9 protein-coding genes are annotated in these 7,940 nt (G+C 41.7%); 7 read left to right on the plus strand and 2 right to left on the minus strand.

Annotation, left to right across the window (positions count from 1 at the left end):
• Positions 1-37: 37 nt before the first annotated feature.
• The 4 genes from J0L60_07635 (at position 38) to trxB (ending at position 4,435) form a co-directional block, all read left to right on the plus strand.
• The gene (locus J0L60_07635; GenBank protein MBN8545990.1) at positions 38-403 is read left to right on the plus strand and encodes a DUF1232 domain-containing protein; all 366 of its coding nucleotides are present in this window, start codon (positions 38-40) and stop codon (positions 401-403) included.
• 142 nt (positions 404-545) lie between these two features.
• Positions 546-2,270, plus strand: a complete 1,725-nt coding sequence (gene recN / locus J0L60_07640) for a DNA repair protein RecN (protein ID MBN8545991.1) — start codon at positions 546-548, stop codon at positions 2,268-2,270.
• Entirely contained in the window at positions 2,263-3,396 is a 1,134-nt protein-coding gene (hemW, locus tag J0L60_07645; GenBank protein ID MBN8545992.1) for a radical SAM family heme chaperone HemW, read from the plus strand. Before recN ends, hemW begins: the two co-directional genes overlap by 8 nt.
• Before the next feature lie 82 nt (positions 3,397-3,478).
• Positions 3,479-4,435, plus strand: coding sequence for a thioredoxin-disulfide reductase (gene trxB, locus J0L60_07650; protein MBN8545993.1), 957 nt, complete (start codon positions 3,479-3,481; stop codon positions 4,433-4,435).
• Positions 4,436-4,526: 91 nt separating this feature from the next.
• Here trxB and J0L60_07655 read toward each other — a convergent pair whose 3' ends face one another.
• Positions 4,527-4,886 (minus strand): hypothetical protein, encoded by a 360-nt coding sequence (locus J0L60_07655; GenBank protein MBN8545994.1) that lies wholly within the window; start codon positions 4,884-4,886, stop codon positions 4,527-4,529.
• A gap of 1 nt (position 4,887) precedes the next feature.
• Positions 4,888-5,235 carry a hypothetical protein gene (locus J0L60_07660; protein ID MBN8545995.1) on the minus strand — a complete coding sequence of 116 codons (348 nt, stop codon included), beginning with the start codon at positions 5,233-5,235 and terminating at the stop codon, positions 4,888-4,890.
• Positions 5,236-5,399: 164 nt separating this feature from the next.
• On the opposite strand from J0L60_07660, the gene J0L60_07665 reads away from it, so the two are divergent.
• The 3 genes from J0L60_07665 (at position 5,400) to tnpA (ending at position 7,492) form a co-directional block, all read left to right on the plus strand.
• Complete coding sequence (locus J0L60_07665) at positions 5,400-5,966, plus strand: sigma-70 family RNA polymerase sigma factor (GenBank protein MBN8545996.1); 567 nt, start codon at positions 5,400-5,402, stop codon at positions 5,964-5,966.
• Entirely contained in the window at positions 5,963-6,475 is a 513-nt protein-coding gene (locus J0L60_07670; protein MBN8545997.1) for a hypothetical protein, read from the plus strand. Before J0L60_07665 ends, J0L60_07670 begins: the two co-directional genes overlap by 4 nt.
• A gap of 570 nt (positions 6,476-7,045) precedes the next feature.
• On the plus strand, positions 7,046-7,492 hold the full coding sequence (gene tnpA, locus J0L60_07675; GenBank protein ID MBN8545998.1) for an IS200/IS605 family transposase: 447 nt from the start codon (positions 7,046-7,048) through the stop codon (positions 7,490-7,492).
• Positions 7,493-7,940 lie beyond the last annotated feature (448 nt).

Genomic DNA, 7,940 nt, shown 5'->3' on the forward strand with positions numbered 1-7,940 from the left:
CCTGGGCGAAGAGCACCTCGACTTTCATGATGTCCCCATGGACGGGGGGCTGAAAGATAACGGGAACGGTGAGGGAGATTTTGATTTCGATTACATTGAAAGCGAAGAGGAATACGAGAAGCAGGCTCAGTTTGTCGATGCCAATATCTGGCAGAAGCTTGAAGAATCCGGAACCAAAATATCCTTTGTTCGTGATATTATTGCTCTCTACAACTACATGCTGGATTCCCGTGTCTCATGGTACAGGAAAGCTATTGTGGTGGTAGGGCTGATCTATTTCATCACTCCAATAGATGCCATTCCCGATCTGGTTCCCCTTTTCGGATACATGGATGATCTTGGGGTGATCGGATCGATCCTCAAATTTTTGGGACATGAACTGTCATCCTATTACGACAGTTAATTTCTTTTTCCCAAAAGGACCCGGAAACGGTGTGAAGAGACAGAAGCATATAAGAATGATTAAGGATACTTCCTTTATTTATTCTTATATGCTTTTTGTTGATTTGTCATATTCTGAATCTGCAGCGGGTAACAAGTAAAAAATGCTCACCTCACTCTACATCAAAGATTACGCACTTATAAAAGAAGTCACGATTGAATTCGGTCCCGGTCTCAATATCATCACGGGCGAGACAGGTGCAGGGAAATCGATTATGCTCGACGCCCTTGGTCTTATTCTCGGTGGCAGGGCGTATGTAGAGTCTGTGAGGACAGGTTCTCAAAAGGCTTTTGTCGAGGGCGTTTTCAGACCTGAAAGAAATTCTGCTGTCCGCATTGAACAAATCCTGAGTGAATTTGAAATTGAGCCCTCCCCGGAAATAATAATCAGAAGGGAAGTGTCGCTGAAAGGGAACAGTCGCGCTTTTGTCAATGACTCACCCGTAAGCATAAACACTCTAAAAGAGATTGGCGATCGCCTTGTAGATCTGCACGGTCAGCACGAACATCAGGCAATACTTCACGCCGACAATCATATCGGATACCTCGACAGTTTTGCAAAAACTACTTCTCTTCGGGAGAAATTCTCAGGCGAAGCTCTCAAACTTCAAAAACTTCTTTCCGAACAAAGAGAAATAGAAACAAAAAGAGACGAACTTAAAGAAAAAAGGGAGTTTTATGCTTTTCGTCTTCGGGAAATAGATTCTGTATCACCTCAACCGGGTGAAGATGTCGATCTCGAAAAAGAACTTAACATTCTGGAAAATGCCGAGAAGATTTTAACCCTCACATCCTCTGCTTTCGCAAAATTGTATGAAGGTGAACCGTCTTCCTATGATCTGGTTTTTTCCGCCAGGAAGGAAGTGGAGTCATTGGGAAAAATTGATGCAACTTTCGCGGAACTTGTTCCCGATCTCGAACAGGCACTTGCTGCCATTCAGGGGAGCGCTGAAATGATTCGGGATTATATGAAAAATATTGATCTTGATCCCTCCAGGCTTGAGGCATGTCGTGAGAGACTCGTTGCCATAAACCGGCTAAAGAAAAAGTTTGGCGGCAGTCTGGAAGAAGTCATCGAGACCCGTGAAAAACTTCTCCAGGAGATTGATCTTGCTGATAACTTTTCAGATCATCTTGCGGGGGTAAGCAGATTGATTAATGAACAGAGAGAGGTCTGTGGAAAAATTGCAAAAGAACTTTCTGAGAAAAGAGCTTTGGCGACAGGGGCACTTTCAGACGGAATAATTGCGAAACTTTCCGAACTTGGTATCAAGAGCGGCAAATTCGTCGTCAATATTTCGCATGAAGAGCCGGGTTCAAAAGATGGAAATTTTGTTGTCATCGACGGAAGGTCTGTAAAATTTGATGAAAACGGAATTGACAATGTCGAATTTTATATTTCCACGAATGCAGGGGAACAGCCTAAACCACTGGTAAAAGTTGCTTCCGGGGGTGAGATTTCCAGAGTCATGCTCTCACTTAAATCTGTTCTTGCCGGAATGGATCAGATTCCGGTACTGGTTTTCGATGAAATTGATACGGGAATCAGCGGACGCATTGCCCAAAAAGTTGGTATCGCGCTTAAATCGCTCTCGCAGTTTCATCAAATTATCGCCATTACACACCTCCCGCAAATTGCAGCTTATTCTGACATTCATTTTTCTGTTCAGAAATTCGAACAGAATGGCTCCACTTCCACGCAGATTAATAAACTTACACCTGATGACAAAATTAATGAGATCGCGAAACTGATCAGCGGGTCTGAGGTGACAAGTGCATCCCTGAAAAGTGCAAAAGAGCTTATCGAAGGCGAAGGACTATTTGGATAGTCAGCTTAAAAACGCCGGGCTTTATGTCCATATCCCTTTCTGTGATCATAAATGTATTTACTGCGATTTTTATTCCATCATAAAAGAGGATAACAAATCTCTCTACCTGACTTGTTTAACGAGCGAAATCGATCATTTTTCAGGCATCTTCTCAAAAACACACCAGTTCGAAACCATATATTTTGGTGGTGGAACCCCCTCACTTGTAGAACCCGAATACCTTGGTTCGATAATCGATCATCTCAAAAAGAACTTTATTATTTCCTCTGACGCCGAAATTACAATGGAAACCAATCCGGGTACTGTTTCACTTGAAAAACTGAGACGGTTTCGGTGTGTTGGAATAAACAGAATCAGCATCGGGATACAGTCGTTTGATGAGGACGACCTGAAATTTCTTACAAGAATACACTCTGCAGAGTCAGCAATTCAGACAGTCAAAGATGCCGAAACCGCCGGGTTTTCAGATATTTCACTCGACCTTATTTTCAATCTGCCCGGTCAGAGCAAAGAAAAGTGGATAAGGAATCTTGAGATTGCTGTCTCACTTCCAATCACACATATCTCTGCTTACAGCCTGATTCTCGAACGGGGCACCATCCTGAACAAAATGGTGCTGAAAGGTGAAGTAGAAATGCAGGATGAGGAGATTGATTCGGAATTGTACGAAACCACCATGGATTTTCTTGCCGAAAAGGGGTTTGAACATTACGAAGTATCAAACTACTGTAAACCCGGGTTTGAGTGCAGGCACAATCAGATTTACTGGGACTGTAAAAATTACCTCTCTTTTGGCACTTCCGCACATTCATATATGGATGGAAAAAGATGGTGGAACTATTCCGCTTTGAGTATTTATAATGCCGCGGTTCAAAAAAGAAATGAAGCAGTTGCAGGTAGTGAGTTGCTTTCTGAAAACGACCTTTATGAAGAATCCATAATGCTCGGGTTAAGGAGCAGGGGATTGTCGTTGGATTCTCCGGAGATGCAGGATTGGTATGGAGACAGGCGGCTTATTATTGATGGACTGATTTCAGCCGGAAAGATATTCTTGGAGGGAAATAAACTGAAATTAACCCGCGATGGGTTTCTTGTATGCGATGAGATAGTTGAAAGACTGCTGTGATGAGGGTAAAAAGTGGTAATTTTGAATCATTGAATATATTTTTTGCATCATACTGTTATTGAAATAAAAATTTGGAGAATTAATGTCAGAGAATAAAAATAATCACAGAAAAGTGATAATAATCGGGTCAGGTCCCGCAGGATTTACTGCTGCAGTTTATACAGGCAGAGCCAATTTGAATCCTTTGATCTTTGAAGGGATGCAACCGGGCGGGCAGCTTACCATTACCACTGAAGTCGAAAATTATCCCGGATTTGAACACGGTATTCAGGGTCCTGAACTGATGGATATTATGAGAAAGCAGGCACACAGATTTGGTGCTGAGTCGATCTATCAGGAAGTCACAGAGGTCGATTTTTCAAAGAGACCTTTTACAATAAAAAGTTATGATGATACATACACTGCCGATGCTGTAATAATTTCGACAGGTGCTTCAGCTAAGCTTCTTAATCTTCCCTCCGAAAGCAAATTTATGGGCTATGGTGTTTCAGCCTGTGCTACCTGTGACGGATTTTTCTACAGGAATCAGCGTGTAATGGTTGTGGGTGGAGGCGATACCGCTCTTGAAGAGGCTACATATCTTACCAGATTCGCTTCTGAAGTTGTGATTGTACACAGAAGAGATGAATTCAGAGGTTCGAAAATCATGGTCGACCGGGCAAAGAAAAATCCAAAAATCAAATTTGCACTCAATTCCGTTGTTGATGAGGTCGTCGGTACCGAAGAAGGAAACAAGAAAACTGTTACCGGCGTCGTACTGAAAAATGTAAAAACCGGAGAGAAGGTACTGCATGAGTGTGAGGGTGTCTTCATTGCGATCGGTCATCAGCCGAACACCGGTCTCTTTAAGGGAGTTCTCGATACAGATGAAAGCGGATACCTTGTTGTGAAACCGGGTTCCACTTACACGAATATCGAGGGTGTCTTTGCTGCAGGAGATGTTTCCGACAAAACCTACCGTCAGGCCGTTACTGCTGCCGGATCCGGTTGCATGGCTGCAATTGATGTGGAGAGATGGCTGGAAGCCCAGGAGTTATGAGTTATTAGTTTTGAATTATGATTTATTCATATTTGACTGACGCAAAGAGGACCTGACTGGTTCTCTTTGCGTTTTTTGTTTTAAGGTTGGTTTATTTCTTTGTTTGCAGTTCTTTGTTGATTAGATGACTGCGGTAGTAGTGGGCCGTTATAAGCCCAATTCCTGTGAACAGACAGATAGAGACGGCTACGAGTGGATTCTCATTTGTCAACTTATCGAGCCAGAAACCTGCTCCAAGTCCCACACTGAAGAATATCATTATTGTGCCTGAGACAGCGAGCCAGTATGATTTTCTTACCTCCCTGTCAATTCCCATCAGATTGTAGAGATCATCCGCCGGTATATCTTTCTCAAGAAGTTTTTTCTTTTCGAGGAACCTGAAACTTACAGACGCTATGATGGTTGCACCGATTACCATAAAAAGAACTATGGGTATCAAAACATCTTCCATTTTAGCCCTCCTTCTGCTTATTGAGTTTTTCTCTTACATAAAAGGACAGTATTAACCCTGCACCCACAAAAATGAACATAATAAAGGGGATATAATCATTTTCGCCCGTCAGGTTTTTGACTATCGTCCCGGTCAACATACCAAGTCCGAAAGTTGCCGTGATTATTCCAAGGACGACCAGTACTCCCTTTTTCTTATCTCCGGGGTTTAGGAGAAGCTTAAGTTCTTCGGCAGTATAATCCTTTGAAAGGATCATTTCTCTTTCCCTCGATCTGAAGTAGAGGGTGGTTATCACAACTGCACCGGTAACTATGAAAAAGATTATCGGTATCATGAATTCAAATGGCATTTTATTCTCCATAATTGTTATTTGTTTCTACTACTTCAGACAAGCGGCTTTAATAAAAGGTTACACTATGGTAAAATATTTTTTTCATTTTGTATTATTGCATTTGGAATTTTTATTTAATGACGGTGTAACCATTTAAAGGACTCTCAGGTCTAAACGGTAGTATGAAGAAACTTGATGATCACGAGATAATTGAATCGGTTAAAAGAGGCAACACTTCCGATTATTCTCTTATAATTGACCGTTACAAGCAAAAGGCTTTCTCAATGATTCTCCGAATGTTGAAAAACAGAATGGATGCAGAGGAAGTGCTGCAGGACTGTTTTGTCAAGGCATACAATAATCTGAAATCATTTAAAGGAGACGCTCAATTTTCGACCTGGTTCTACAGAATTGTATATAATACAACTCTTTCGAAGCTGGGAATGAAAAAGAGACAGATTGAGCAGTCGATGTTCTCGATCGGGGATGAACTCGACATTGAGGATCTGGATGCTGATACTTCCGGTAGAAAAAACGCAATTAAAGAGCTGGTGAACACACTCGTGGCTAAACTTCCTCCAAACTACTCGATGGTAGTTAATCTTTTTTACCTGGAAGAGATGAGTTGCGAAGAAATTGCTGAAGTGATGGGAACAAATACTCCAAATGTGAAAGTATTGCTTCACCGTTCCCGCACGGCACTTAAAAAATTGATAAAAGAAAATAATCTCGAGGATGAACTGAGATGAAACACTATAACGACGATTTTTTTAATCATTTTGTTGACGGCCAAGTTGATCTTGCTTCCCGTCAGGAATTCCTTTCACATATCGAAACTTGTGAAGCATGCGCAAAAGAATACAATCTTTTACTTAAAGCTCACAATGGTTTCTCTCTAATTGAATTGGAAGAGGCACCTCTTTCGATTAATTCGTTTGTCATGCGAAGAATTGCCAAAGTGGTTCGACCCTCTGAAGGGAGTAAAAAGTTCTTTATCGGTATGCTTATAACTCTAACATCTTTGCTGCTGATTCTCTTCGGCTACGCGCTGAACTCCGGTTCGGGTACTTCTGCCGCAGACCAAAAACCATTGATCGACTTTTCAAAAATTGATTTTTCATTCATGAAAGATTTGTCAAAACCCCTCGGCTCATTCACATCAATCTTCACTCCTGATTTTGGAGGAATGCTCATGATTCTCGCAATTTCAGTGGCTTCCTACTTCATCATCGAGAAACTCAAAGAAGGAAAACATTAGTTAGTTATTAGTTTTGAGTTATGAGTTATTAGTTGTTGGTTTTCGTTTTTTGAACACGATACCCAAGATAGGAAAGAATGGGAAGAATATTGCCCTTCGGGCAAGATGTTTTTGAACACGATACTTAAGATAGAAAAGAATATAGCCCTTCAGGGCGGCATATGGGTAGAAACTCAGCACCCAACATCAAGAGAGCCCTTTAGGGCGATATATGTGTAGCACCCCGACAACCAACTTCAAAAGAGCCCTTTAGGGCGACATTTGTGTAGCACCCCGACAACCAACTTCAAAAGAGCCCTTTAGGGCGACATGTGGGTAGATTACAGACAACGCACCCCTAAAAAGCCCTTTAGGGCGACATATGTGTAGCACCCCGACAACCAACTTCAAAATATGGCGATATCTGTGTAGCACCCCGACAACCAACTTCAAAAGAGCCCTTTAGGGCGACATGTGGGTAGATTACAGACACCGCACCCCTAAAAAGCCCTTTAGGGCGACATGTGGCTAAAATCAGAGTATCAGAAGAAAATATTTTGATATCTTGGAAACAATAATTTCGGGAATTTTATGCAGAACAAAACATTCACACAAGTATATATTCATATCGTATTCAGCGTTAAAGAACGGGAAAAAGTTCTTAAATCCACCTTTCGACAGGAAGTCCTAAAATACATCTCCGGTATTGTCACGAACAAGGGACATAAAATGTTGGAAATCAACGGAGTTGAAGATCACCTCCATATCTTGCTTGGTTTAAACCCTACACAAAGTGTATCAGAACTCGTTAGAGACATAAAGGCAAATTCTGCAAAATTTATTAATGAAAAGAAATTCTTGTACGGGCATTTTTCCTGGCAGGAAGGGTATGCAGCATTCTCAATTGGTCAATCGGAATTGGACAGAATTCACAATTATATTCGGAATCAGGAAGTGCATCATTTGGAAGAGAGTACAATGTCAGAGAGAAAAAGATTTTACAAAGCCTACGGTTATGATGGGGAAGAGTTGCTATAGTACTACCCATATGTCGCCCTAAAGGGCTTTTTTTAAGTTTGGGTATCGGGATTCTACCCATATGTCGCCCTAAAGGGCTCTGTTGAAGTTGGGTGCCGGGATTCTACCCATATGTCGCCCTAAAGGGCTCTGTTGAAGTTGGGTGCCGGGATTCTACCCATATGTCGCCCTAAAGGGCTTTTTTGGAGTTTGGGTGCCGGGATTCTATCCATATGTCGCCCTAATGGGTTTTTTTTAGATATGAGGTGTTATTTTTGTCAATTCATCGGAGTATTAGCGATCAGCTCATAGTTCATAGATCAGAGCTCATAGCTGCCATACCCATATGTCGCCCTAAAGGGCTTTTTTTAAGTTTGGGTATCGGGATTCTACCCATATGTCGCCCTAAAGGGCTTTTTTTTTAGATATGAGGTGTTATTTTTGTCAATTCATCGGAGTATTGGCGATC

Source organism: Ignavibacteria bacterium, assembly GCA_017302895.1.
Classification (GTDB): Bacteria; Bacteroidota; Ignavibacteria; order Ignavibacteriales; family Ignavibacteriaceae; genus UTCHB3.